We start from the raw sequence: 23862 nt of genomic DNA on the forward strand, positions 1-23862 counted from the left end.
ATTTTTCTATTTTGTTGCTGTATATTTTCTGAATTGTTTCCATACGGGCAACCCATGAGATGAAGCATCCGATCCTGGTGGTTGAGGACGACGTCACAATTGCGACGATCACGGCGGGTTTTCTGGAGTCTGGCGGGCAGCGCACGGAGGTCGTGAGCGACGGGCAGGAGATGATGCGACGCCTGCGCATGCGCACGTACTCGCTGGTGCTGCTCGACCTGGGATTGCCTGACGAAGACGGCCTTAGCCTGTTGCGCAAGCTGCGCGGAAGGCTGGACATCCCAGTGATGGTGGTGACGGGGCGCGATAGCATTGACGCGCGCTTGGCCGCGTTCGAACTCGGTGCGCAGGACGTGCTCACCAAGCCGTTCGATCCGCGGGAGCTGCGTTACCGAGCGCTCAATCTGATCGCCCGCCACGGACAAACGCAAGAGCGGGCGCGGGAGCACGTGATTGGGTCTTGGCGCATTCATTTACATGCTCGCACCGTCGATTCCGAAGTGACGGGCGAGTCCGCCGGACTTACGCGTACAGAGTTCGATCTGTTGGCGTTCCTGGCGCGCGGTGGCGGGCGAGTATTCTCGCGTGCACAATTGATCGATGCGATTACCGGCATTACGGACCCGGAGTCGGACCGCGCCATTGACATTCTGGTGAGTCGCTTGCGCAGGAAGCTTTCTGTCGACGGGCAGGACACGCAGGCGCGGCTGACAACGGTACGCGGGATGGGATACCGCTTGCGGCTGGAGGACGATTCGACTTGAGTCGCCGGACTTCCGCGCGCTCAGGCCCCGGTCTTGCGGCGCTTTGCGGAGGGGGGCAGCAACGCCAACCGTTGCAGCAAGTGTTCGTCGGCCGCAGCGATCAGTCCGGCGATTGTCTCTAAAAGACTGACAAGCGGCACGCCGGCGTCATGGCCACCGTCGCCGTTATCCCGCAACCGGGTCTCCAGCGTTCTCGCGGCGTTGCCCAATGCGGGGAATCCGAGCGTTGCGGCGTTGCCAGCGATGCGATGGGCGAGGCCGGCTAGTGGCCTCAGGTCTTTCGTCGCGATGGCCTCGCGGGCGTCGCCCAGCAAACGGTGTGCGGCGTTCAAGCTCTGCTTCAACCGCTGTGGGCCGATGGCGGCCTGCAACCGATCGAGCTGGTCATCGGCATGCGTGACCGGCAGCGCGCTTGGCATGCTCAACACCAGAGTGGCGGCCTCCAGTCCTTGATCACGCCGCGCAACGGCAGCCCGCAGTGCGGCGTCAAGGTCGTCGGAAAGCAAAGGTTTGGTCAACACGGCGTCGATGCCGCCCATGCCGACGTCGATTGACGTGTCGGACAGCACGTTCCCCGACGCCAGAAGGATCGCCAAGTTGCGACTGGCTGAGCCGGACTGGGCGCGCACGCGCACGGCGATCTGATGCCCCGTCTCGTTGGGCATCATCTGATCGAGCAGCACCGCGTCGAGCGGCTGCTGTGCCAGATGCGCGAGCAGGGCGTCGCCATCGGCAAAGATGTGGGGCGTGTGGCCCATCTGTCGCAGCAGGCTATCGGCGACGGCCAGATTCAACGCATCGTCATCGATCAGGCCGACGGTCAACGGGCGGGGGGTACGAGGCTGGGGCGCCGTCTCACGCGGCACTTCTCGATGCCCGACTATCGCCAGCGGCAGTTCGCACCAGAAACGGCTACCGCAGCCCAGAGCGCTGTCCACGCCGATCTCGCCGCCCATGGCCGTGACCAACCGTTTCGAAATGGCAAGGCCAAGCCCGGTGCTCTGGCGATCGATCGCTGCAGCACGAGAGAAGAATTCGAACAGGCCGGGCAGGGCTCCGGTGGCAATGCCGATGCCTTCGTCGGCGACTTCGTAACGCAATCGGTCGCCCACACGGTGCAGCGTGACGGCGACTGTGCCACGCTGCGAATACTTAATGGCATTGCTGACGAGGTTCGCAATCACTTGCTGGATGCGCGACGGATCGCCCCGAACGACCGCAGGCACGTCTGCCGCGACATCCACCGTCAAAAAGAGCCCGCGCTCGGCCGCGCGTTGCGAGAACTGAGCGTCGATAGCCTCAAGCAAGAAGCGAGGATCGACATCGCTGAGTTTCACATTGACATCGGTTGCCTCGCTCTTCAGATACTCCAGCAGATCCGACAGAACTGTCGACACTCGCTGGGTCGCTTCGAGCAGGACATCCGATTTGCCTTGTTCGCCGTGTGCACGGGCGTTGATCGCAAGGATCTGCGCGAGACCGACAATGCCATTCAGGCCGTTGCGCACCTCGTGGCTGAAGATCGCGAGGAAGCGGGAAATTGAGCGCGAGCGCGCCTGCGCGGTCTCGGACGCAAGTCGTAGCTCTTCCTCGCGTTGCTTGAGCGCGGTGATGTCGGATCTGATGCTGGTCGTTCCGCCGGACGCCGTGCGGCGTTCGCTTACGCTCATCCAGCGGCCGTCGTCGAGATGCTGCTCGAAGAAGCCCTCGCCCTTGCGATGGAATGCCAGGCGGCGTCGGATCCAGCTGTCTGCGTCCTCGTCGTGGAGTTGCATCTGACCACGCGCCATCGACGTATGGACGATTTCGGTAAAGCTCACGCCGGGTTGCACGGTATCGGCAATCGACGGGTACAGCGCGGAATATTGGCTGTTAGCGATGATCAAGCGGTCGTGATTGTCATACAGCACGAAGCCTTCGGGTAGGGCTTCGATACCTTCTTCCATTACACGCAGATGCCGTTCCAATGCGGAAAGACGATGCATCGTGCGGGAGAGATTGACGATGACGCCACGGTGGGCGTCGATATGCAGTAGCGTGATGGTGCGAGAACCAAGCGTGAGTTCTGTGGCGCCGCCCGCAGGGAATTCGGGGTCAAGCAGCGCATCCAGCAAGGCTATTGGGGCGTCAGCGAGCGGCAACTCGCGCCGCCGTCTGAGCGACGGCGGGCGATGCAGCGGGCCTTCGAGGCAGAGATGATGCGTGTCCGCTGCGTAGCGCCAGAGGAAGCTGAATGTATTCACGTGCGCATTTTAACGCTAGCGACTGGCGTGGGCTGCGTCAAAAATGCCGCCGAGGCGTTACCCCGGTGACAAGATCTTTCGTAGAGGACTTCTTCGTCTTTTTTGTGGCTACATTCTTTCAAGATTTTGGAGCGGATTTGTGCAAACTGATAGGGCAGGAAGGCAAGCGCCACGTCGCACTCATAATTTAACATAATGTACATTATGCGAGTAAAAGATAGCTAACTGAAGCTCCGCGCAGTAGCCGTTTCCAGCCCATTGCACCGAGGTGGTTGATGACGGTTTCGGGGTGCGTCAACCTTTTCGGTAAACTACGGGTCTAGACGGGACGGATCACCGCCCGCTGCTTACTCAGTCTGCTCATGTCAAATACCCACGAAGTCCGCCCCGGTCAATCCATCGAGCTGCTCAAGGAACTCCATATCCTCACGCGCGACGGCAAGATGAACCAGGACAGCCGGCGCAAGCTCAAGCAGGTCTATCACCTGTTCCAGTTCATCGAGCCCTTGCTCCAGGAAGTCAAGACCGAACACGGGCGCGTGACGCTCGTCGACCACGGCGCCGGCAAGTCCTACCTGGGCTTCATCCTCTATGATCTGTTCTTCAAGGCGCTCGCCGATGACTCGCATATCTACGGCATCGAAACCCGCGAGGAACTGGTCAAGACCTCGCAAGCGCTGGCCGAACGGTTGGCCTTCCCGGGAATGTCGTTCTTGAACCTGTCCGTGGCAGCGTCGATCACCTCGCCAGAACTGCCGCCGACGGTCGACGTCGTCACCGCGCTGCATGCCTGCAATACCGCCACCGACGATGCAATTCGCTTCGCGCTGGCCAAGCAGGCACGGCATATCGTGCTCGTGCCCTGTTGCCAGGCCGAAGTCGCGGGCGTGCTGCGCAAACATAAGGGCCAACAACTGGCGGGCAATCCGCTCACGGAAATCTGGCGCCACCCATTGCATACGCGCGAATTCGGCAGCCAGATCACGAACGTGCTGCGGTGCCTGCAACTGGAGGCCCACGGCTATCACGTCAGCGTGACCGAACTGGTGGGCTGGGAACACTCGATGAAAAACGAGTTGATCATCGCGCAATACAAGAACCTGCCACGCCGCCGCCCGGCCGAACGCCTGGAAGAGGTGCTCGCATCGCTCGGGCTGGAAGAAATGCGCGAACGTTTCTTTACCTCCCCAGCGCCAGCGCCAGCGGGATAAGCCCCGCGATCACGGCCCCCGCCCCTCCCCGCACACTCGAATGCAGTGACTGACGCGATGTCTTCAAATGCCCCGCCTTGACATCGGTCAACACCCAATCGAGCGTCACCGGTCATTCTGGAAACAAGATCGGTAAAGGGAGAACTGCCATGTTCAGGGCCGCGCGCTTGTCGTTGCTTTTGCCACTTCTTGCATGCCTATGCACCGTGGGTGCCGCGCTGGCGGCATCGACACCGCAACCGGGCTCGGAAAACGGCGTTTCGTACATCACCGGCGGTATCGGCGAGGATGAAGTCCAGGCGTTTCGCGCCGCAGCGCCGCAATACAACCTCCGGATGACGTTCGCATCGAAAGCTGGCAACTATCTCTCCGACGTCGATGTCACGATCACCGCCGGCGCCGGACGCCACGTCCTCGCCGTTCGAACCGAGGGGCCATTCCTCTTCGTCCGGATACCCGCGGGCGCCTACCGCGTCTCCGCGCATACGCCCGGCATCTCTGAATCCCGAAATATCCAGGTGCCCACGCACGGGGCCATCGACCTCCATTTCTCCTGGGACAATCCGGACGCTCCGGGCGTCCTGCATCTCTGTAAACAGTGTCCAAAACCGCGTCGCCGCTGAGCGGCGCGCTCACGCCGCAAGACGCCGACGAGCCGACACGCATGCCCGCAACGCCAGCAGCGTCCGTTTCCAGTGGATCCCGTGGAATCGACAACACACCCGAGGCCGATCCGATCCGGCCGCCTGACACCGGGCTATCGAGCGCCGAAGTGCTGGCCCAGCGCGCGCGGTTCGGCTGGAATGTCGTGGACTACGCTGCGCGCCGCACCTGGCGACTCACGTTGCGGGAAGTCCTGCGCGAGCCGATGTTCCTGCTTTTGCTCGCGGCAAGCGCCGTCTATCTCGTACTCGGAGACGCCGCCGAAGCGCTGACGCTGCTGGCATTCGTCACGGCGATTGTCTTTCTCACCGTCTATCAGAGCCATCGCTCCGCCCAGGTGCTCGACTCGCTTCGCGAACTGTCCGCACCCCGCGCCAAGGTGCTTCGCGACGGCAGTCGGCTACTGGTGTCCGCCTCGGAACTGGTCCCCGGCGACGTCGTTTTCGTCGACGAAGGCAACCGCGTCCCCGCAGACGGCGTTGCGGTCGAACTTCACGAACTCAGCGTCGACGAGTCGTTGCTCACGGGAGAATCCGTGGCGGTCAGCAAGTCCGTCGCCCATCTCGACACCAGCTCCTTTTCACCAGACGACGCCAGCGGACGCATCGAAGCCAGCGACGCGCATGGCGGCAGCCAGCTATTCTTCGGATCGATGGTGGTCCAGGGGCAAGCCCGCATGATCGTGACCGCCACCGGGCCAAACACGACGCTCGGTCGCATCGGCAAGTCGCTGAGCGGGATCTCGGAAGCGTTGTCTCCCCTGCAAATCGAAACGAGAACCTTCGTCAATCGCTTCGCTGCGATAGCAGTTGCCATGGTCGTTCTGCTCACCGCCGCCTATCGCTGGCGCGTCGGCGAGTGGCTTCCCGGCATACTCGCCGGAATCACGCTGGCAATGGGCATCCTGCCCGAAGAGATCCCCGTCATCCTCACCGTGTTCTTCGCATTGGGCGCGCGCCGCATCGCCAAAGACGGGGTGCTCACGCGCCGGATGAGCGCGATCGAAACGCTCGGCCAGACGTCAGTGCTGTGCGTCGACAAGACAGGCACGCTGACACAGAATCGCATGTCGGTGAGCGCCCTCATCGCCCATGGCCAACGGCTTGACGTCAATCCGTCGACACCGCTGATCGATAGCGCCTTTCACGAGTTGATCGAATACCTGGTGCTCGCCAGCGAAATCGAACCCGTCGATCCGATGGAGCGGGCGTTCCACGAGACCGGACGCCGCGGACTCGCCGGCACCGGACGCCTCCATACGGACTGGTCGCTGGTACACGAGTACGCCTTGACGCCGGAGGTACCCGCGATGTCGCACGCATGGCAAACCCCGGATTCCGAGCATCACTCGGTCGCCTGCAAGGGTGCGCCGGAAGCTGTCTGTGCCCTATGCCATCTCGATGGGAAGGAAACCCAGACGGTTCTCGATCAGGCGGCGAACATGGCGTCGGCCGGGTTGCGGGTGCTGGGGGTGGCGAAAGCCTCGCACTCGCACCCCGAATGGCCGAAGGATCAGCACAGCTTCGCGTTCGAGTTCCTGGGGTTGGTCGGCCTGTCCGATCCGGTCCGACCGGACGTCGCCCAGGCCATCGCGCAATGCCACGCCGCAGGCATTCGCGTGGTGATGGTGACCGGAGACTACCCGACGACGGCGCAGGCCATTGCCACCGAGGTCGGCATCGACAGTCGACGGATCGTCACCGGCCAGGCCCTGGCGGCCATGGACGAGACGCAAGTGCGCAACGCCGTCAAGGACGTCGAGACCTTCGCCCGTATCCGGCCGGAGCAAAAGCTTCGTCTGGTGAACGCGCTGCGGGCCAACGGCGAAGTGGTGGCGATGACGGGGGACGGTGTGAACGACGCGCCGGCCCTCAAGGCGGCCCACATTGGCATTGCAATGGGATTGCGCGGCGCGGAAGTGGCGCGCGAAGTCTCCGCGCTGGTCCTGCTGCGCGACGACTTCGCCCCCATCGTGTCAGCCATCCGGCTGGGGCGACGTATCTACGCCAATCTCGTTCTCGCGATCAGCTACACCATCGCGGTGCACGTTCCCATGGTTGCGGCCGCCGTGGTGCCGATTCTTGTCGGCTTGCCGCCAATGCTCGCGCCAATCCACATCGTCTTCCTGCAACTCGTGATCGATCCGGTCTGCTCGATCGTGTTCGAGAACGAACCGGAAGACGCTCACCTGATGCATGCCCCGCCACGGCGCGCCGGTGCGCGGCTCCTGTCGTCTCGCGCCTTCCTGCAAGTGGCCTCGGTCGGTGCGATGGCCGGTGCGCTGGTCGTCGGTGTCTACGCGGGGCTGCTGCAATATGCCACCTCCACCACGAACCCGCTCCCCTTGGCCCGCACACTGGCGTTCGAACTGCTTGTCGTGGTCAATGTCGCGCTGATCTTTGTCGTTCCGATGGTGTTGCGCACCCAACGTCCCGAACAGGGGCGTCCGCGAAATCAGTACACCTGGCGAGTCCTGGGCATGACGGGCGTGGCGCTTCTGCTACTCATGACCGTACCGTCTCTGGCACGGCTGTTCGGACTCGTGGCACTGCTCCGCCCGTGACACCCGCCGAACCGGATTGAAGAATGCGCCGATGCAGCGCATCCGGAGGCGTGCCCGATTCGTATGACTCAGCACCCTCACCTTCCGTCGTCACGCCATGCCGAATACTCGCCTGCTCATGCCGGACGCGGCGCGCCATCTCGCACCTAAGGTGCTATATTGCGCGGAACGTCAATGCCATAGCCGAAGCGAAGGCCTCTTCCGCATGAACGACATGCCCAAAAGTGCCAACCGAGCACGTCCATCAACCTCTGAGCGCCCGAGCGACCCCACCGCCGACACCGCGTGGCGCGACACATTGAACCGAACGCTGTCGGCCGTGGGCCAGGAAGATCACGATGCCTTTGCCACCCTCTACCAGATGACATCGGCACGTCTGTTCGGCGTGATCCTGCGAATGATCCGCGACCGGGCGGAAGCCGAGGACCTGCTCCAGGAAGTTTTCGTCAGCGTCTGGCGACGCGCAGACGGCTTCGACCCCGAGCGCGGCAACGCCATGACCTGGCTCATCGCATTGGCCCGCAACCGAACCATCGACCGATTGCGCGAACATCGCGAGATCGCCCTCGATGAGGGCGATGCCCTCGCCATCCCGTCGGACGATCCCACGCCCGCCGCACTTGCCGAAGCATCCGAGGAACGACAGCGCCTTGAGCAATGCCTGCAACGCCTCGAGCCGCAACAGCGTGGCGTGGTGCGCGAAGCGTTCTTTACCGGTGCCTCCTACAGTGAGCTCGCCAGTCGCCTGAGCGTTCCCCTCGGCACGATGAAAAGCTGGATACGCCGGAGCCTAATGCAACTGAAGGTATGCCTCGAGCAATGAATACGCCCGCCAACCAAGACGACGAGCTGCGCTGCGCCGAATATGCCCTCGGCGTGCTGAGCGCGGCCGAACGGCGCGAGCTCGAGCAAGCCGCCGATGCCGATCCGCGCATTCAAGCAAGCCTTCACCAATGGCAAGCACGCATCGCACGACTGGCCGAAGACGTGGCGCCGGTCGCGCCGCCGCCACGCGTGTGGCAACGGATTCAGCGCGACCTCGGCATCGCGCCGGAAGCCCTGCGCGCCGCGCGTGCGGCACCGGCCGCCACCTGGTGGGACAATTTGCGCCTGTGGCGATGGGTGGGACTCGGTGCAAGCGTCGCGGCGCTTGCGCTGCTTGCCGTCAACGTGGTGACGCTGCTGCCGTCGCGCAGCCCATCCACCGTGACGGCCAATGCCTATATGGTGTCGACCATCGCGCGCCAGGACGGCGTCGCCCACTGGACCGCGACGGTCGACACGCGCCGCGCGAGCATGGTCGTGGTGCCAGTCGTCAAGCCGGTCATTGCGGCCGGCCGTACGACCGAACTGTGGTTGATCCCACATAACGCAAAGCCCATCCCGCTGGGCGTATTTGCGGCCGACCAACCCGCGTCGATGGCGCTCTCGCCGCAAATCCTCGCGCAGATGGACACCCACGCCGTGCTCGCGGTATCCGTCGAACCGCCGGGCGGCTCCCCCACCGGCCAACCGACCGGCCCAGTGGTCGCTACCGGCGCCATCCGCCCCGCATGAGCACCTGAGCGCCCTGCCGAGCATCCGCCCTCGCTTGACCTGAAGGGGTTGTCCACGTGTTGGACAACCCCTTCTTTGCTTTTCGAATTGCCCCCGCGCTTGTTTCATTAAGATTTTTCTCCGGCACCCGCATCCGGTGACGCTTGACGCTCGTATACCTCCGCGTCGAGTCCTCAATCCGCGTCGGGAGCCCGCATGCTCGCTGCTGTCGTCCTATCGTTCGCTGGAATGTGCGTTGCGCTGGCGCTTGCCTGGCGCTATCAATGTCGGTCGCACAACGCCGGCATGGTCGACCCGGTCTGGGCGGCCGCGCTCGGAAGCGTCGCGATCGTCGCGGCATGCCTCGGTACCGGCCACGCCATCAACCGAGCTTTCGTCGGTACGGCCGGCGGGCTGTGGGGCCTGCGCCTGGCGATGCATCTCTGGCGTCGCAACTACGGACATCCTGAAGACGCTCGCTACCGGCAATTTCGTGAACAGTGGGGCGAGCATGCCGGACGCAACATGTTCTGGTTCTTCCAGTTGCAGGGCGTGATCGCCCTGCTGCTCGCCGCGGCGTTCTTCGTGCCAGCGTTCAACGACCGCGCGCCGGTGCCGCTGGCGCTCGCCGTCGCCGCGCTCATCTGGCTGGCCGCCGTGGCGGGCGAGGCATCGGCCGACCGTCAACTGCGACGATTCACCGCCGTCGCCACCCATCGGGGCCAGGTCTGCCAGGTCGGCTGGTGGCGGTACTCGCGGCATCCGAATTACTTCTTCGAGTGTGTCCACTGGTGCGCTTACCCCGTGCTCGCGGTTGGCGCGCCTTGGGCATGGGCGACGCTCGTTCCGCCGCTGCTCATGGCCTGGCTGTTGCTCAAAGTGTCGGGCATCCCGCTGCTTGAAGCCCATCTCTTGCGATCCCGCCCTGCATACAAGACGTACATGCAAACCACCAGCGTGCTCGTTCCCTGGCCCCCCAGGAAGTCCAGCGACAGGCCGCTGCCATGACCCCGTTTGTTGAAGCCAGGAGCCCGACGCCATGACCGTCTCCCTTACGCAACCACCCGCCACGCACACCACGTCGCCCGATGAGTCCGGTCTGATCCGTCTCTGCGAACGGGGCCTTGTGCCGGATTTCGCGCTCCGGGCGGGCATGCGCATGCTGATGCGCCGACGCTTGCGCGAGGCGCACGCGCACGATCCCGAGCGAAGCGCTGAATCGCTCGCCGCATTCGTCCATGCCCTGCGCGCGAGTCCGATCGCCGTCGAAGCCCAGGCCGCCAACACGCAGCACTACGAGGTTCCGAGCGAATTCTTCGTCGAGCATCTCGGACCGGCCATCAAGTATTCGTGCTGCTATTACCCGAACGGCGACGAGACGCTGGCCCAGGCCGAGCAGGCAATGCTCGCGCGCTACGCGCAGCGCGCCGACGTCGCAGACGGTCAGCGAATTCTGGATCTCGGCTGCGGCTGGGGTTCGCTCTCGCTCTGGCTTGCCGAGCGATATCCCAGCGCGCAGATCGTCGGGCTGTCGAACGCTCACGGTCAGCGTCGTTTCATCGAATTGGCGGCGGCGCGCCGCGGACTTCGGAATCTGCGGATCGTGACGGGCGACGTGGCCGACTTCGAATTCGATGACGGCGTCCCAGCGGGATTCGACCGCATTCTGTCCATCGAAATGTTCGAGCACATGAAGAACTATGGCGCGCTGCTCGGCAAGATTGCCCGCTGGCTGAACGACGACGGAACCCTGTTCGTCCACCTCTTCGCACATCGTCATGTCGCCTACCCCTTCCAGAACAAGGATGGCAGCGACTGGATGTCACGGCACTTCTTCACCGGCGGCACCATGCCCAGCACGGATCTGCTACTGCACTTCCAGGACGACCTGCGCATCGTGAACCGCTGGTGGATCGACGGCCGCCATTACGAGCGCACGGCCAACCACTGGCTAGCGGCGCTGGATGCGTCGCGCGCCAGGACACTGCCGATGCTGGAGGCGGCCGGGTACGGCCCGCAGGCCAGCGTTCAGTTCCAGCGCTGGCGCATGTTCTATATGGCGGTTGCCGAGCTGTTCGGCTACGCCCAGGGCCGGGAATGGGGCGTTGGCCATTATCTGTTCGAAAAGCGGGGCCAACCGGCATGAGCCGGCGCCCCGCCATGACGTGGCGCGCTCCGCGGATTCGGCCGCGAAGCGCGCGTTCGTGGGCGGCGCACCGCTTTTTCAATCGCGCGTGCATCCATGTGCGCTTGCGTTTCGTATAACCACAAAACTTCGACGAGACAAGTCAATGAACGCATCGACCGCCGCCCTGCCTCCCGGACAACGCGTCGCCGTGGTGGGCGCGGGGATTGCCGGACTGGCCAGTGCCTATCTCCTTGCCCGGAAGCATCACGTGACCGTGTTCGAGGCGAGCGATTATGCCGGTGGACATACCAACACCGTCGATGTCTCGCTCGATGGGCACTGTGCTCCCGTCGACACGGGCTTCCTGGTCTTCAATGACCGCACGTATCCCAACCTGATTGCGTTGTTCGATGAACTCGGTGTGAGCGCCATCGCGAGCGATATGTCGTTCTCGGTCTCGGTCGGCGGCGGCGCACTTGAATGGGCCGGCACCAACCTGAACACCGTATTTGCCCAACGTCGCAATCTCTACTCCCCAAGCTTTCTGCGCATGCTGCGCGACGTGCTGCGCTTTAATGCGACGGCAGAGCAACACCTGGAACGCGCCATGCGCGAGCGCCAATCGGTGGGCGACCTGCTCTTGGCGAATGGCTATGGGCAACCATTTCAGCACCACTATCTCCTGCCGATGGCCGCCGCGATCTGGTCGAGCCGTGCGGCCGACATCCTGCACTTTCCCGCCGCGACGTTCCTGCGCTTCTGCCTGAATCACGCGCTGTTGCAGATCCGGCGTCGCCCGCAGTGGAAAACGGTCGCCGGTGGCGGACGCGCCTACGTGCGCCGGCTGCTGGCAACGCTTGACGATGTGCGACTGCGAACGCCAGTACGGCGCGTCACGCGCGGGCGCGATGGGGTGACGATCGCGTTCGGCGACGGCGAATCGCAGCGCTTCGACGCGGTCATTCTCGCCAGTCACGCCCCGGACAGCCTGCAACTGCTGGGCGACGCCGACGCTTTGGAGCGTCAAATACTCGGTGCCGTGCGGTATCAACCGAACATCGCGGTGCTGCACACGGATCCGAAGTTGCTGCCGCGCCGGCGTCGCGTCTGGTCCGCGTGGAACTACGTCAGTCAGGCGGGCACGGCCGCTGACGCGCACCGCCCCGTGTGCGTGAGCTATCTGATCAACCAGCTCCAGGCCCTGCCCTTCACGTCCCCCGTGATCGTCACGCTCAACCCGAGTCACGAACCGGCGCCAGACAAGGTGTTGGGACGCTACACGTATCAACACCCCCTGCTCGATCTGGCCGCCGTGGACGCCCAATCGCGCCTGCCCGATATCCAGGGCCGCCAACGGACATGGTTCGCGGGCGCTTGGATGGGCTACGGCTTTCACGAAGATGGTCTGAAATCCGCGCTGCGAGTGGCCGGCGATTTCGGTGTGATGCCGACGTGGGCGCAACCGTGAGCACGAAGGACGCGATGGCGAGCCCATCAACACCGCCCGCCTGGCTGCTGCGCGGCCACGTGACCCATGAGCGGCTGCATCCGGTCCGTCACACGTTCACGTATTCGATGTTTCAGATCGCCTGCGATGTCGGGCGTCTCGACGCCATACACAGCCGATGGTTTGCGCTGGACCGGCGCCGCCCCCTCGCCCTGAGATCGCGCGACTACGGTCCTCGCGACGGCAGTGAGCTGGCGCCCTGGATGCGCGCGCGTCTGGCGGAAGCGGGGATTCCGGCCGACGGCGCCCTCTGGCTGCAGACGATTCCGCGCATGGCCGGCTATGCGTTCAACCCCGTGAGCTTCTGGTATTGCCACGACCACCAGGGAAACTTGCGCGCGTTGTACGCGGATGTACGCAACACATTCGGTCAACACCACGGGTATCTGCTCAGTGCCGACGGACACGCCCCCATTCGTGGCGATACCCGGCTCGTCTGCCGCAAAGCCTTTCACGTCTCCCCGTTTTGCGACGTGCAGGGGCAATACGAGTTTCGCGTCCGCCGCAAGGGTGCGATCTGGGCGGTCGCCATCGATTACCGCGTCGACGGCGATCTGCTGCTGCGCACGGCGATCGCCATGCGCGCCGAACCGTTCACGGGACGGCGCGTGCTGCTCGCTGTGCTTTCGCAACCCCTCAACGCCCTGAACGTCGTCATCAGGATTCACTGGCAAGCGCTGAGACTCTGGCTCAAGCGCGTGCCGTTCCACGGCAAATCGCCGCCCACGCTACGTGTAACGGCGCCGGAGCGCGCCGGTTCCGCTGACCAGGAGATCCGTCCATGATTCCGCTCCGCCTGTTCTCCGTGAGGCCCATCGCACCGATGTCGGCCCGCCTGTTCATCGCGTTGCTGCGCCGGATTCAGTCCGGACATCTGACGCTGATCTGCCCCGACGGCACCCCGCTCATGTTCGGTGATCCTCACAGCGCGCCGGGTGCAACGCTTGAACTCCACGACTGGCGCGGCTGCCGTCGAATCATGCACGCCGGCGATATCGGATTCGCCGACGCCTATCGCGCCGGCTGGGTCGATTCGCCCGATATGGTCATGCTGCTCCGGTTGGCGATACGCAACCTCGCGTCGATCGCCAGCACCGTGACGGGCTCACGCATCGCGCGTGTCTGGTATCACCTTCGGCATCGCCTGCGAGGCAACACCCGCTCAGGCAGCCGTCGCAATATCCACGCGCATTACGATCTCGGCAACGGCTTCTACGAACTTTGGCTGGACTCGACCTGGACCTACTCGAGCGCCTGGTTCGCGGGCGATCTCCACCGCTCGCTCGCCGACGCCCAGCATGCGAAGTATCAGCGGATCGTCGACACGTTGGGGCTGCGGCCCGGCGACCGTGTGCTGGAAGTGGGATGCGGATGGGGAGGATTTGCGCTTCACGCGGCCCGGCAAGGGATTGCGGTGCATGGCATCACCCTCTCACACGCGCAATTGACGCTCGCCAAAGCCCGCGTCGACGCGGAGGGCCTGAGTCGCTTGGCCGAGTTCTCGCTCACGGATTACCGTGACGTGCAGGGCCAGTTCGCTGCCATCGTCTCGATCGAGATGTTCGAGGCAGTGGGCGAAGCGTATTGGCCGGCGTACTTCGCGATGCTCAAATCCCGTCTGCGCCCCGGGGGCCGAGCGCTCATTCAGTCGATCACCATCGAAGACAACGCTTTTGACGCGTACCGCGTGTCGAGTGACTTCATCCGCGAGTTCATCTTTCCGGGCGGCATGCTGCCCAGCCCGGAACGTTTCGTTAGTGCCTCGGAGGCATGCGGCATGCATGCCGTCGAGACGCTGCGCTTCGGCCGCGATTACGCCAGGACATTGCAGCACTGGCATGCGGCCTTCGAAGCGCAGATTGACGCGGTGCGTGCGCAAGGCTTCGACGACACGTTCATCCGGTCGTGGCGGCTGTATCTTCAGTATTGCGAGGCCGCGTTCGCGGAACAGCGCGTCGACGTACGGCATTTCGTTGTGACGCACGGGCGTTGAGGCGCTCGGAGGCGCACAGACGGCTTGCTCCGTGACGCGTGAAGCGCCATGACGCAACCTACTCGATGGCACGCCGCTGCGCCAGCCGCGCGGCGTGGAGCTGGCGCTCCGCCTCGCTCAGCAGTGCCGAAACGGTGGCCGGCTCGCCGCTGGACACTCGCGTCGCATTGAATGTCGCCGGGTCGCCGATCGCGATACCGACACTCGCGTTCAGCGGCACGCGTTCGCCGTTCGGCAACGGCAACGTCGTGGCTTCGATGCGTCCGCGCAACAGGTCAGCGAATTGCTGCGCGCGCGATGGGTCGAGCACACGCGCCAGAATCACGAACGCGTCCGCCCCCAGCCGCGCTACCGCATCCCCCGGCTGACAGGTATTGAGACACACCGCACTGACGCGGCGCAGCACATCGTCGCCCACATCATGCCCCCAGGTCGCGTTGATCTGCGTGAAGTGGTCGATATCGAGCTTGATCAACGCGACCCGCCCCGGCGACGGCATCGCCCACAGGGCCCGCGCCTGCCGCGCGAACGCCCGCCAGTTCATCAGTTGCGTCAGCGGGTCGGTGTCCGCGCTCAGCTCCAGTTCGCCCAGCAACCGGTTGCGCTCGCCCCGCAGTTGCCTCAACTCAAGCGCGTTGAGCCTGAGCACGCGCAACGCATCGAACACGGCGCGCACCTGCGGCCGGCGCATCGGCACACCTTCGCCTGGCACGGCCGCGTCGAGATTGCCCTGCGCCAGGGCAATGACGAAACGCGTTGCCGCCTCGAACGGCTGCACCACGCTGCGGCGGAAACTTCGCAGCGCAACGACGATGGCGAGCACCAGCGCGAGCGTCGCGAACGCCGTGCCGATCAACCACTTGAGCGCTATCGAGACCTGGGCGTCGACCTTGCGCTGCGCCAGCGCCAGCATGGAATCGCGGAAATCGGTGATCGCGCGCATCGTTGGCACGTAATGGCCAGCAAACTCGGCCGTCGTCGGCCCGACAGGCTCCGGCTGGCTCGCCAGCGTGCGAACCGTGGCCACGTAATGCAATCCCGCGGCGAAGTACTGGGCGTTCAGGGCGCCAAGCGTCTCGGGACCGAGTTCAGGGGGATCGATCATGCGCGCGGCGATCATGTCGCGCAGTTGATCGATACGGCCTAGCGTGCGTTCCATGGTGCGCTGATCAGCCTCGGTGAGCGGCTTCCCGGTGGTGAGCGATGCAGTGAAGTGAGAACCGAGTTGCCCGGCGTACTCACGCAGATCCGCCGCCAGACGGGCGAGGACGACGTAATGAAGTGCATCGGGGACGCCGCGCGAGATCACATCGGTACGTGACGATGCCACGGAGGTGAATTCGGGGATGACACGGATCATGTGATCGACCGCATCGCGCACGGCCATGTCGCTGCGCTTCTCGCGTGGGCGTTGCACCAGCAGGTCGACATTGGCGCTGGCCGCCGCCAGATCCAGGCGGGCACGCTCGACCACCCGCAAACTGCTGCCGCACGCATCGCACCGATCGGTCGAGAGTGCCGACAACAGGTCCTGCAGACGCGCGTTGGTCGCCTCGCGCGCGTTGCGCAGCGCCGTGACCGACGCGTTGGGAAGCGGCAGGTCGGCGCCCAGCACGGCATTGGCCGGCCCCCGTTCGGCCGACGCCTTCTCCATCGCGAGCAGCGTGGCTTTCAAGGCTTCGAGCGCCAGTGACGCGTCGCTGGCGCGCTGGTACGTCCCCCAGGACCCGATGAGCAGACTGCCGCAGAGGATGACGACGACGCCGACGACGGCGAGATTCAGCCACCGAAGGCGGCCGGTGAGCGAAACGGCAGAGAGTAACGTGCGCTTCATTGACGATGACACCGTCGGCCACACGGTTCAGGCTCCCACGCAGACCGCTTCGAACGGCGCCGTGGCGGCGGCAGTCCTCAGCTTGCCTCGGACACGTGGCGCCCGGCACTTGGCAGCCACGCTCTGGCGTCACGCCGATGTCGGCTGGCAGTGAAAATCGACGCGGCGCCATTGTCGCACAATGCTCCGGCGCCGCTCGCCCCCATGCCACCTTCACAAATCGATAGCCACCTCCGTGCCCTGCTGGATCGCGCGCTTGGCGTCGAGTTCAGCCGCCACATCGGCGCCGCCGATGACATGCACGCGCGCACCGGCCGCCCGAAGGCCGTCCGCCAATTCGCGCAAAGGCTCCTGTCCGGCACACATAACTACGTTATCGACGGGGAGCACGTGCGGGGTTCCGTCAATGGTCACATGCAAGCCATCGTCGTCGATCCGGCGATATGTCACACCGGGGATCATTTCAACGCCGCGATGCTTGAGCGACGTGCGGTGAATCCAGCCGGTGGTCTTGCCGAGTCCGTCGCCCACCTTCGAGGTCTTGCGTTGCATCAGGTAGACCTTGCGAGGTGACGTTTGCGGCACTGGCGGGCGCAGGCCACCGGCGTGCGCGTAGTCCGGATCGATTCCCCATTCCGCGTAGAACTTTGCCGGTGCCAGCGTGGCGCTCTCGCCGGCTTGCGTGAGGAACTCGGCCACATCGAAACCGATGCCCCCCGCCCCGATCACCGCGACGGTCTTGCCGACCGACGCCCCGCCTCGCAACACGTCGATATAGCTGAGCACCTTGGGGTGATCCACGCCGTCGATGGCCGGGGTTCGCGGCACCACCCCGGTCGCCAGCACGATGTCGTCGTACCCGCCGTCGACCAGCGAGGCCACCGTTGCACGCGTATTCAGTTGCACCTTGACACCCGCGGCGTCCAATTCGTTGCGGAAGTAGCGCAGGGTCTCGAAGAACTCTTCCTTGCCGGGAATCCGCTTGGCCATGTTGAACTGCCCGCCGATCTCGGCATCGGCCTCAATGAGTGTCACGTCATGTCCCCGCCGGGCCGCCACCGTTGCCGCCGCCAGACCTGCCGGGCCCGCGCCGACGACGGCCACGCGACGCGTGCGTCCGGCCGCCTCGATGCGCAGTTCCGTTTCATGGCAGGCGCGCGGATTGACCAGGCAAGACGTGATCTTGCCGCTGAACGTGTGATCGAGGCACGCCTGATTGCACCCAATGCATGTGTTGATGGTCTCTGCGCGACCGGCGGCCGCCTTGTTCACGAACTCGGGATCGGCCAGCAGCGGGCGCGCCATCGACACCATGTCCGCCTCGCCCTCGGCGAGAATGCGCTCGGCCACCTCGGGCGTATTGATGCGGTTGGTCGTGATGAGGGGAATGCCGACGTGCCCCTTGAGTTTGCCGGTCACCCAGGCGAATGCGGCGCGCGGCACACTGGTGGCGATCGTCGGGATGCGGGCTTCGTGCCAGCCGATCCCCGTGTTGATCAGCGTCGCCCCGGCCGCCTCGACCGCGCGAGCCAGTTGCGCCACTTCCTCGAAGGTGGACCCCCCTTCGACCAGATCAAGCATCGAGAGGCGGTAGATGATGATGAACTCGCGGCCCACACGCTGGCGCACGCGCCGCACGATTTCGACCGGGAAGCGTATCCGGTTGTCGTAGCTGCCGCCCCACGCGTCGGTGCGATGATTGGTGCGCGCCGCAATGAATTCGTTGATCAGGTAACCCTCGGAGCCCATGATTTCAACCCCGTCATATCCTGCCTGCTGGGCGAGCGCAGCACAGTTGACGAAGTCGTCAATGGTCGCCTCGACCTCGTCACCCGTCAGTTCGCGCGGCTTGGCGGGCGTGATGGGCGCCTGCAACGGGCTCGGCGCGACCAGGTCGGGGTGGTAGGCGTAGCGCCCGAAATGGAGGATCTGCAGGGCGATCTTGCCCCCCGCGGCATGGACGGCCTGCGTCACACCGCGGTGCTTCTCGGCCTCCGCCTCGGTGCTGAGCTTCGCGCCGCCCGCGTAGGGCCGGCCGGCGTCATTCGGTGCGATGCCGCCCGTCACCATCAACGCCACGCCACCGCGCGCACGTTCCGCGTAGAACTCGGCCATGCGGGCAAAGCCATTGCGTGCCTCTTCGAGTCCGACATGCATCGAACCCATCAGCACACGGTTGCGCAACGTCATAAAACCCAGATCCAGGGGCTGCATCAGGTGGGGATAGCCGCTCATCGTTGTCTCACTTATCGTTCGGCGCGGGCCGTGGGTTTGGGAGGGGATTTCCCGGCAAGTACAGGACGCGTCTTTCGCGCGTCTTCGCTCTATGCAACCGGTTGCATAGTTCGAGGGCGATTTTAAGGGGCTGTCGCTCACTATGCAACCGGTTGCATAGTGGAAATAGAGTCCTTACACTGCCGACCATGCCGCTCGCCCACGCCCTGATGACCTCGTTGCTGGAGAAATCCTCCTCCGGGTACGACCTTGCCCGCCGTTTCGACAAGTCGATCGGCTTCTTCTGGCATGCCACTCATCAACAGATCTACCGCGAACTGGCGCGCATGGAGGCGTCCGGCTGGATCGACTCCATGGCCGCGCCCGACGGCGGGCGCACACGCAAGCGCCTCTATCGCGTACTCGACGCCGGGCGCGACGAACTGCTCGCGTGGGCGGCTACCCCAACGGCGCCCACCGATCTCCGCGACGACCTGATGGTCCGGCTGCGTGCCGATGCCGCCATCGGGCCGCTCGGCCTGCAGCCCGAACTGCGGCGCCGCTCGGCGCTCCACGCCCAGAAGCTGGCCGCCTACCGGGCCATCGAAGCGCGCGACTTCCCCCCTGATGAGACGCCAACGCGTGCAGCCGCGCTGCAACGGCACATCCTGCAACTCGGCGTGCGGTACGAGCAAGGCTGGCTGGACTGGACGCGAGAGGCGCTGGCCTTGCTGGAAACATGGGATGGTGTGGCCGCCACCGACGGCTCGCCCGCCGCCTGACGCGGCGCCGCGCAGACGCACGGACTTCGGGTCAGGACGGGCGGCCGCCGGATCGTGCTGTCCCGGCCCATCGCGCCCCATTTTCCTGTCAACGGGCGGGGCACGTGGTGCGTTTAACGAAGGAATCGATGCACGGCTTACCGGCCCTGCGTCACCGTCTTACGCCCCACCCTAGGCTCTCATGGCGTTTTCTCTCAAGTTTTCCCGGCTGACCGGCCGTGTCCGTACCCTGGCGACGCTTTCGGCCCTGCTCGCCGCTACGCTTCCGCTCTCGCCCGCCCATGCCGGCACGGTCATCGTGCTCGATTCGGGCGCAGCCCAGCTCTCCCTCATCGATCAGGCGTCGCACAAGGTCGTTGGCACCATGCCGACGGGCAAAGAGCCGCATCACCTGATGATCACCCCCGACAAGCGATCGTTGATCGTGGCGAATTCGGTCTCGAACAGCCTGATGTTCCTCGATCCGAACACCGGCAAGCTGCAACGCCAGGTCGCCGACATCGAAGACCCTTATCAGCTTGGCTTCTCGCCCGACCGCAAATGGTTTGTCACAACGGCGCTGCGCCTGGATCGTCTCGACATCTATCACTACGATGGCGAGAATTTCTCGATCGCCAAGCGGATTCCATTGGCGAAGACGCCGAGCCACATGACGTTCACGTCCGACAGCAAGACGGTGTTCGTGACCATACAGGACACGGGTGAACTGGCAGCCGTCGACCTCGCGACGCAGACGGTCAAGTGGCGCATGGCGCTCGGCAAGACACCCGCGGGACTGTGGATGACGCCAGGCGACAAGTACCTACTCGTCGGCATGACCGGCGAGGACGATGTGGCCGTGGTCGACTGGCGGGCACAGAAGGTCGTCAAGCGTATTCCGACCGGGCGCGGCGCGCACAACTTCCGCTCGCTCGCCGATGGTCGCCACATTGCCGTGAGCAACCGCGTCGAGAGCACGATCAGCATTCTCGATTACGTGTCATTGACCAAGGTGGCCGACATCACCGGCCTGATGCCGGGGCCGGACGATATGGAATTGTCCGCCGACAAGCGTTATCTTTGGGTGACGTTCCGGTTTGCGCGTCATGTCGGGGTGATCGACATGACGACACGTAAACTCATCGACCGCATCGCCGTCAACCGGTCGCCGCATGGTATTTTCTTTGCGGAACGCGCTCCCGTACTTTCGCCGAATCCGGACTGACGAGGCCACCAGATGATTCAGGAAGCCATCAACTTCGTAGACAGCGGCATCGCGGCCGTGCAGACGCTCGTCTACGTTGATGGGGTTCAGCCGCTGCTGTTCCACTTCAACCTGATGGGCTACGGCGACGACATCTATGACGCCCTGTACTGGGTGCTCGTCGGGGTCTTCCAGATCGGCGTGACGTATGCGCTGTTGCGCCCGCTCGAGGCGCTGCGCCCGGTCGAGCAATGGCAGGACCGCCGTCAGGTGCGCGCCGACGTGATCTACACCTGGATCGCCAAGCTCGGCATTCTCAACCTGCTCTTCTTCCTGGTACTGCAACCGGTCTTCAGCGCGTTGCAGAGCCAGATGGTGATTCACGGGCTGCCGAACCTCCAATTGGACGGCCTTTACCCCGGCGTGACGGATCAGCCGCTCGTGTCGTTCCTGCTCTACCTGGTCGTGCTCGACTTCGCGGGTTACTGGTATCACCGCTGGCAGCATCGCTTCGGGGTCTGGTGGGAGCTGCACGCGGTGCATCACAGCCAGCGGCAGTTGTCGATGTGGTCGGATGACCGCAACCATTTCCTCGACGTCATGATGCAGGCCGCATTTTTTGCATCGATCGCGCTGTTCATCGGCGTGCAACCCGCCCAGTACGTCGTACTCGTGGCGGTGGGGAATTTCTTGCAAAGCGTGCAGCACGTGAATGCACGGCTATCGTATGGCTCGCTGCTCGAGCGCCTGATCGTGAGCCCAACGTTCCATCGACGTCATCACGCCATCGGCTACGGACACGAAGGCACCCGATACGGCTGCAACTTCGGCGTGCTGTTCCCTTGGTGGGACGTGATGTTCCGGACGGCCTCGTGGGAGCGCGCCCTGGAGCCGACCGGCATCCGCGATCAACTCCCCGCCCCCGAAGGCCGCTCGCGCCGGTACGGGGTGGGCGTGATTTCGCAACAACTGCGCACCTTCGGGCGCATCGCCAAGCGGCTTGCGCTGCGCCGCCCCCGCTCGACACTAGGTGCCGACGCCTCGTAACGCGGCGCGCTGGCCTGCGCGAACGATTCGCGTTGCCTGGGGCCGGTCAGTGGTTTTTTTCGGCGTCGAAATCAAGAAATGGGCGATACGCTGCGCTGACTGTGCTGCGAATGGGGCGGTGGTGGAGTCGCGGGACGGTCGTCGCGGTTGTATCGCAGGCTTACCGTCAGAAACCCGCGTTGAGACAGCGCTCATTGCCAATCCAAGACGGCGCCTCACCCCCGCGGAAGCGTCAAGACCGCCTCCAATCCGCCTGCCTTCATGTTGTGAAGTGCCAGCGTGCCGCGGCACGCGCCGTTGCGCGTCGTCGGCGCAGAACCGAATTCGACGACGTCTGCGGAACGCACCACACGCCAGGCAAGGATGCGCAGTGCCCCTTGAAGAGCGGCAAAAACTGGCCGAAGCGACCTACGCCGAGATGCAGGAGCGCGCCAAGGCAAAGGGCATCACGCTTCCCGAATGTCACGAACCGACCAATCGTTCGCGGCGCCGCGATCGCGCGACCCCGAACCGAGGGCTGGCGAGCTCAGAGCACGGGGTTGATCTGAATGTGATAAATGCCCCACGGGCAAAGGGTGAACTGCTCCTTGAGCGGCTTGCTCGCCAGCGCAGGAATCTCCGCTGGATCGTAGACGGCCCAAAGCGGACCGAGGCCGCCCAGCGCAAGGGGTTTGCCGTCCAGATGCGTGGCGAGCAAGAACTGGTAGTCGCGCAATTGACCGAGCGTGGTCGCTACGACATACCCATCAATTGCGCGCAGCAACACCTGGGTCTGCGCATTGGCGGGCGCGCCCGTGTGTGCGAGGACATCGGTCAGGCGCGGGCCACGCAGCGTGTGCCGACGAGCATCGTATTCCAGCCTCGGACGAATGGTCTGCGCGGGCATTCGCGTGAGCATGCCGAAGTCGAATGCATAGCCGGTGTCGAAGCGAACCCGTTGCTTGTGAAAGAGCTGATCGAGGGCGGGATCGACAGGCCCGCGGTTGTGATGCAGGATGGCGCCGCTGAGTGTGACGAGCGGTGTCGTAGCGGATGATTCCGGCATTGCGGCCGTCTTGGCGAGCAACGGCGCTGACGCGCCGAATGCCGCGGCACCCGCAAGGAACTCTCTTTTCTTCATGGACGTTGATGAAAGCGATGGCGCATGCCGGCAGGCGCGCCGCAGCGTTGCACGAGCGTATCACGAGCGAGCAACCCGGTGGCACGTCGCCTACTTCTTCATGCACTCGATCATGAACTTCCAGCGCGCGTCACGATATAGATTCTTGTCGTTGGCTTCCTTGAAGCAGGCCTCATGCTTCTCGGGATTCTTGACGGCAAGCTCGTTAAGCTCCTTTGCATATGGATTTCCAGCGCCATAACGGCCGCTGCCATAGGGCGAATACGGCCCGGGCCCACCGCCCGGCCAATTCTGCCCGTATCCCGATTGCGCAAGCACCGTCGCTGGGAGCGACATGATCGCCACGATGGCCGTTGCCCCGAGGAACGCCCCGGTCGAGCACGTTTTGTTCATTACGCTCTCCTTATCTCATGGATGAAAGCAATCGGCGCTCGATGCACCGATGCCCGTGCCGCCATGAGGCCGTGCGCGATGGCGAAGTACCAACCGATCGACAACCGTCCTGACGCCTCTTCATCCTATTGCCCAGCGGTTGAGACCTATTGATCGCGGTCAATTACGGCGCGCTTTGCGACGTGTCGGTGCCTGGCACGAGAAAGGTCGGCTCCTGATCGCTCGGCATCTGCGCCAGCTCCTCGACAGTGAGTCGCGCATAGACTTCGATCAGATAGCCACTGGGATCGCGCAGCCACAATTCGTGCAGCGGGGTACCGCGCCAGGTCGTGCGCGGAGGCTTGACAATGGGCGCCCCGGCGGCCATCGCCGCATGATAGGCGGCGATCACTTGTGCCTTCCCCGCCACACCCAGCCCCAGGTGATAGAGGCTGTAGGTATCCAACGGTTTCTGACTATCGTTGACCAGCAGTACCAGGTTCAGATGCAACTCCGGCAACAGGAACGTGCTGTATCGCGGCGTGGTGTCTTTGGGCGAGACAGTGAATAACGCAGCGTAAAAGGCCGTGCTCGCAGCCAGATCGGCTACGCGCAGGCTCAGGTGGAATTCTTGCGCTTGTGGGAAAGCGGTGGAATCGACCATCAGGTTGTCTCCGCAATGTGTCCTGCAACTTTCATACT

Annotated in this window: 20 protein-coding genes; 14 read left to right on the forward strand and 6 right to left on the reverse strand. The window is 64.2% G+C overall.

The genetic code is table 11. The annotated features are described in order from the left end of the window. Positions 1 to 59 precede the first annotated feature (59 nt). Positions 60 to 764 carry a response regulator transcription factor gene (locus PTE31013_RS17530; RefSeq protein WP_150614053.1) on the forward strand — a complete coding sequence of 235 codons (705 nt, stop codon included), beginning with the start codon at positions 60 to 62 and terminating at the stop codon, positions 762 to 764. 20 nt (positions 765 to 784) lie between these two features. On the opposite strand, the gene PTE31013_RS17535 is transcribed toward PTE31013_RS17530, so the two are convergent. After that, positions 785 to 3007: an ATP-binding protein gene (locus PTE31013_RS17535; RefSeq protein ID WP_150614054.1), complete on the reverse strand. Its 2223-nt coding sequence runs from the start codon at positions 3005 to 3007 to the stop codon at positions 785 to 787. 362 nt (positions 3008 to 3369) lie between these two features. On the opposite strand from PTE31013_RS17535, the gene PTE31013_RS17540 reads away from it, so the two are divergent. The 10 genes from PTE31013_RS17540 (at position 3370) to PTE31013_RS17585 (ending at position 14608) form a co-directional block, all read left to right on the forward strand. Continuing rightward, the gene (locus PTE31013_RS17540) at positions 3370 to 4218 is read left to right on the forward strand and encodes a class I SAM-dependent methyltransferase (RefSeq protein WP_150614055.1); all 849 of its coding nucleotides are present in this window, start codon (positions 3370 to 3372) and stop codon (positions 4216 to 4218) included. A gap of 149 nt (positions 4219 to 4367) precedes the next feature. Then, the gene (locus tag PTE31013_RS17545; RefSeq protein ID WP_150614056.1) at positions 4368 to 4841 is read left to right on the forward strand and encodes a carboxypeptidase regulatory-like domain-containing protein; all 474 of its coding nucleotides are present in this window, start codon (positions 4368 to 4370) and stop codon (positions 4839 to 4841) included. Positions 4842 to 4882: 41 nt separating this feature from the next. Next, on the forward strand, positions 4883 to 7444 hold the full coding sequence (locus tag PTE31013_RS17550) for a cation-translocating P-type ATPase (protein WP_150614147.1): 2562 nt from the start codon (positions 4883 to 4885) through the stop codon (positions 7442 to 7444). Positions 7445 to 7649: 205 nt separating this feature from the next. Further along, positions 7650 to 8267, forward strand: coding sequence for a sigma-70 family RNA polymerase sigma factor (locus tag PTE31013_RS17555; RefSeq protein WP_150614148.1), 618 nt, complete (start codon positions 7650 to 7652; stop codon positions 8265 to 8267). Then, a complete protein-coding gene (locus PTE31013_RS17560) occupies positions 8264 to 9001 on the forward strand; it encodes an anti-sigma factor (protein ID WP_150614057.1) in 738 nt (245 codons plus the stop codon). The genes PTE31013_RS17555 and PTE31013_RS17560 overlap by 4 nt, the downstream gene beginning before the upstream one ends. A gap of 195 nt (positions 9002 to 9196) precedes the next feature. After that, positions 9197 to 9988, forward strand: a complete 792-nt coding sequence (locus tag PTE31013_RS17565; protein ID WP_150614058.1) for a DUF1295 domain-containing protein — start codon at positions 9197 to 9199, stop codon at positions 9986 to 9988. Positions 9989 to 10019: 31 nt separating this feature from the next. Further along, entirely contained in the window at positions 10020 to 11126 is a 1107-nt protein-coding gene (locus tag PTE31013_RS17570; RefSeq protein WP_150614059.1) for an SAM-dependent methyltransferase, read from the forward strand. 145 nt (positions 11127 to 11271) lie between these two features. Beyond that, the gene (locus PTE31013_RS17575; protein ID WP_150614060.1) at positions 11272 to 12576 is read left to right on the forward strand and encodes an NAD(P)/FAD-dependent oxidoreductase; all 1305 of its coding nucleotides are present in this window, start codon (positions 11272 to 11274) and stop codon (positions 12574 to 12576) included. A gap of 14 nt (positions 12577 to 12590) precedes the next feature. Further along, a complete protein-coding gene (locus PTE31013_RS17580) occupies positions 12591 to 13400 on the forward strand; it encodes a DUF1365 domain-containing protein (protein WP_150614149.1) in 810 nt (269 codons plus the stop codon). Beyond that, positions 13397 to 14608, forward strand: coding sequence for an SAM-dependent methyltransferase (locus PTE31013_RS17585; RefSeq protein ID WP_150614061.1), 1212 nt, complete (start codon positions 13397 to 13399; stop codon positions 14606 to 14608). The genes PTE31013_RS17580 and PTE31013_RS17585 overlap by 4 nt, the downstream gene beginning before the upstream one ends. Positions 14609 to 14666: 58 nt before the next feature. On the opposite strand, the gene PTE31013_RS17590 is transcribed toward PTE31013_RS17585, so the two are convergent. Together PTE31013_RS17590 and PTE31013_RS17595 are read right to left on the reverse strand one after the other, a co-directional pair. Beyond that, a complete protein-coding gene (locus PTE31013_RS17590; protein ID WP_150614062.1) occupies positions 14667 to 16442 on the reverse strand; it encodes a GGDEF domain-containing protein in 1776 nt (591 codons plus the stop codon). Positions 16443 to 16655: 213 nt separating this feature from the next. Beyond that, positions 16656 to 18677: an NADPH-dependent 2,4-dienoyl-CoA reductase gene (locus PTE31013_RS17595; RefSeq protein WP_150614063.1), complete on the reverse strand. Its 2022-nt coding sequence runs from the start codon at positions 18675 to 18677 to the stop codon at positions 16656 to 16658. A gap of 188 nt (positions 18678 to 18865) precedes the next feature. Between PTE31013_RS17595 and PTE31013_RS17600 the strand changes: the two genes are divergently transcribed. The 3 genes from PTE31013_RS17600 (at position 18866) to PTE31013_RS17610 (ending at position 21668) form a co-directional block, all read left to right on the forward strand. After that, positions 18866 to 19438 (forward strand): PadR family transcriptional regulator, encoded by a 573-nt coding sequence (locus PTE31013_RS17600; protein ID WP_150614064.1) that lies wholly within the window; start codon positions 18866 to 18868, stop codon positions 19436 to 19438. Between the two features lie 181 nt (positions 19439 to 19619). Then, entirely contained in the window at positions 19620 to 20642 is a 1023-nt protein-coding gene (locus PTE31013_RS17605) for a YVTN family beta-propeller repeat protein (protein ID WP_150614065.1), read from the forward strand. 12 nt (positions 20643 to 20654) lie between these two features. Beyond that, positions 20655 to 21668: a sterol desaturase family protein gene (locus PTE31013_RS17610; protein ID WP_150614066.1), complete on the forward strand. Its 1014-nt coding sequence runs from the start codon at positions 20655 to 20657 to the stop codon at positions 21666 to 21668. 526 nt (positions 21669 to 22194) lie between these two features. Here the strand turns inward: PTE31013_RS17610 and PTE31013_RS17615 are convergent. The 3 genes from PTE31013_RS17615 to PTE31013_RS17625 all read right to left on the reverse strand — a co-directional run bounded on the left by PTE31013_RS17615 (position 22195) and on the right by PTE31013_RS17625 (position 23824). Beyond that, positions 22195 to 22788, reverse strand: a complete 594-nt coding sequence (locus tag PTE31013_RS17615; RefSeq protein ID WP_150614067.1) for a putative pterin-binding protein — start codon at positions 22786 to 22788, stop codon at positions 22195 to 22197. A 90-nt stretch (positions 22789 to 22878) separates the two neighbouring features. Further along, positions 22879 to 23181, reverse strand: coding sequence for a hypothetical protein (locus PTE31013_RS17620; RefSeq protein ID WP_150614068.1), 303 nt, complete (start codon positions 23179 to 23181; stop codon positions 22879 to 22881). A gap of 163 nt (positions 23182 to 23344) precedes the next feature. Continuing rightward, entirely contained in the window at positions 23345 to 23824 is a 480-nt protein-coding gene (locus PTE31013_RS17625) for a VOC family protein (RefSeq protein WP_150614069.1), read from the reverse strand. Positions 23825 to 23862 lie beyond the last annotated feature (38 nt).

This window comes from Pandoraea terrigena, from assembly GCF_902459705.1.
In the GTDB taxonomy this organism is placed as follows: domain Bacteria; phylum Pseudomonadota; class Gammaproteobacteria; order Burkholderiales; family Burkholderiaceae; genus Pandoraea; species Pandoraea terrigena.